The sequence below is a fragment of the Microbacterium sp. ZW CA_36 genome (assembly GCF_044987475.1).
Taxonomy (GTDB): Bacteria; Actinomycetota; Actinomycetes; order Actinomycetales; family Microbacteriaceae; genus Microbacterium.
In genome coordinates this window covers 1-2,819 of record NZ_JBJDRL010000127.1, presented here as the reverse complement: position 1 = coordinate 2,819, position 2,819 = coordinate 1, and the positions used below count along the sequence as shown (strand labels likewise).

1 protein-coding gene is annotated in these 2,819 nt (G+C 71.0%); it reads right to left on the bottom strand.

All coding sequences use genetic code 11. The features are described from left to right. A partial coding sequence (locus tag ACI3KX_RS21975; protein ID WP_404911079.1) for a glycosyl hydrolase occupies positions 1-2,594 on the bottom strand: 2,594 nt, incomplete at its 3' end. Between the last annotated feature and the right edge of the window lie 225 nt (positions 2,595-2,819).

Here is a 2,819-nt window from a genome sequence, read left to right as displayed (position 1 = left end):
TCCCCGACGTGGACCCCGGCGCCCGAGACGTCCGGGCCGACCGCCGGGATCGCGCACCACGGGGCGAGCTCCGTCTCGCCCGCGTCGAGGCGGGTGACGGCGGTGGTGGGGCGCACCTCGCGGGAGACATAGCCGAGACCGCGGTCCTCGGTCAGCACCTCGGGCGCGCCCGCGTCCCAGCTCTCGACGACGAGGCGCCACCGGTCGGCGCGGGTGACCTCGGTCACGGCTGGAGCGTCCGCGTCCGCGGCATCCGTCGTCGTGTCGAGGACCACGATCGCGACTTCGCCGGGCGCGAGCGTGAGCTCGACGAGGGTGCGCCCGTCGTCGCTGCGCACGCCGCGGTGCGGGCGGAGCTCGCCCGTCCAGACGTCGAGTCGGTGCGCGACGCCGGCACCCTCCAGGGCGACCCGGACCGTCGTCGGCTCGGTCGTCTCGTAGAGGAAGTGGTACGCGTAGAGCACGGTGAGACCGTCGTCCTGGCGCAGGTGCGTGAGCACGTGCTGGTCGTTCCCCGCGAAGCGCGCCCGCCCGCCGGCGCCGAGCTCGTCGAGCGCGGCGACGACGCCGGACGGCGCGGTGACGCGGACCCCCGGCATCCGTCGCAGTCCCGTCATGATCGCCGCAAGCTCGTCGTCGCGGCCATCGAGACCGGGAGTCGCGGATGCCGCGACCTCGTGCGTGCGGAAGCGTCCGGCCATGAGCGATTCGAGCTCGCGCGCGCCGTCGACGATCACGAGGCGGAGGCCGCGCTCGGCCCAAGAGAGCAGGTGCGCGGCCACGTCGGCGTCGAGGGTGCTCTGGTACACGACGAGCGCACGGTACCCGGGCCCGTCGGGCTGCACCTCGTCGCCGTCGAAAGCGACGTCGTCGCGGAGCAGGAGGGAGCCGTCGAAGAACTCGTAGGTGATGCCGGCGTCCTGCATGCCGAGGTCCTGCCACCGGTGGTTCTCGCGGTCGCGCATCCACATCGTGCCGTAGGCGACCTCGTCGGGGATGCGCTCGCCGTTCGGGCCGATGAGTGCCATGCCGATGAGGTTGTCGGTGAAGTGGTCGGTGCGCAGGATGCCGACATCGATGCGCGGCCGCCCGCGCCGGAGCGCGTACTGCAGGCGCCCGATCGCGGCGGTCCAGAGCGGATAGAACTCCGAGCCCGGCTGGCGGGTGTCGAACCGCTCGGAGAACATCGGCCACATGCCCTCATGGCCGGGCCACTCGGTGACCCCCTCGGCGCCGGCCGGGCTCGCCCAGCCGTGCAGCACCGTCTTCGTGATTCCGGCGGCCAGCTGCGTGGCGATGATCTGGTCGTAGAAGCGGTGGTCGAGCATGTGGTTGCGCGTGGTGGCGCCGGTCTCGGACGAGTACTGCTTGCCGAAGAGGTGTGCGGGGCCGGCCATCAGCCGGTACGCATCGATCTGCGCGCCGAACTCGAGCGATTCGGTCTCGATGCCGTCGACTTCGGGCCCCGGTCGCGTCAGCTCGAACGGCAGGCCGTAGCTGATCTCTGCGCGCAGCGTCATGCCGACCTCGTGCAGGAACGCGGCGAACGGACGCAGCATGTTCTCGATGTACAGGTCGGTGAGCGTGCGGACGTAGTCGAACCGCACCTTCTCGACCGTGGTCCGATCCGCGTCACCGGTGGGCTGGTGGTGGTACACCGTCGAGACCGCCATGAACGGGGCGTCGCGCGTGAGGAACGGCAGCCACGGCACGATGTCGTAGCCGCGGCGCGTGCGGAACTCCTCGGCCAGCGTGAAGCCCCAGAACATGCCGCCGGCGCCGTAGGTCGACAGCTCGAGCGAGTCCATGTACATCTGCGCACGCGGGTTGCGGGCGACCTCGGCGCGCAGCGCCGGCGTCAGGACGACGTCGTCCCAGTAGGCGATGACGGCGTCCACGCCGTCGCGGTCGAGGTAGTTCACGGTGTAATTGACGCTGGCCGAGGGCGACGCCGTCTGCCCGGTGCCGTGCATCCAGTACGCGAACAGCCGCCATTCGCCCTCGTCCGGTGCGGTCCAGTCGAGCGCCTCGCCCTCGACACGCGCGGTGAGATCGACGACGGATGCCGCATCCAGCAGCCCGTCGCCGGCGACGCGCGCGGCCACGACGGCGGCGAGGTGCTGCCGCGAGATGGTGCCGCGATGACCCGGCAGCGTCGTCTCGGCGATCGGGGCCGCGAGGTCGATGCGCGCAAGTGCGCCGGTGCGCGACTCACCGGCCGCGAGCGTCTCGTGCACGACATCGAGCTCCTGCGCAGCGGCGCGCTGGTCGGGGTCGATCGTCGGGAGGTTCGCGTTGGACCAGTTCGTGCCCGACGTGAAGCTCACCGACATGCCGCGGCGCGTCGTCTCCTCGACCACGATCTGCGAGTCGTGCACCCACTCCTCCGAGCCCCAGCCATAGCGCGCGTGGTCGATCGCGCCCTCGTCCATCGCGAGGAACTCCATGCCGCCGAAGCCGAGTCGGTGCGCGTCCTCGATCTCTCGTCGCAGCGTCGCATCGCTGTGGAGCCCTTCCGCGAGCCACCAGCGCAGCTCGGGGCGGAAGTCGATGGCGGGTTCGGCGATCTCGCGCCGGAAGTCGTCGAGCGTCATCGCGCGATCCATCCTGCTAGGAAACTGTCTCGGCGACAGTATGTACTGTCGCCATGACGTAACACAAGGCTGGGATCGCCCTTCCGCGCCGCTCACATCGGCGAGACCCCACTGGAAGGCCGAGACCGTGGGAAATCCCCACGGTCTCGGCGACCAGTTGAGGTCTCGCGGTCGGACCGGGGCGAGGCCCCCGCGCCTCGCCCCGGTCCGACCGCGAGACCTCAA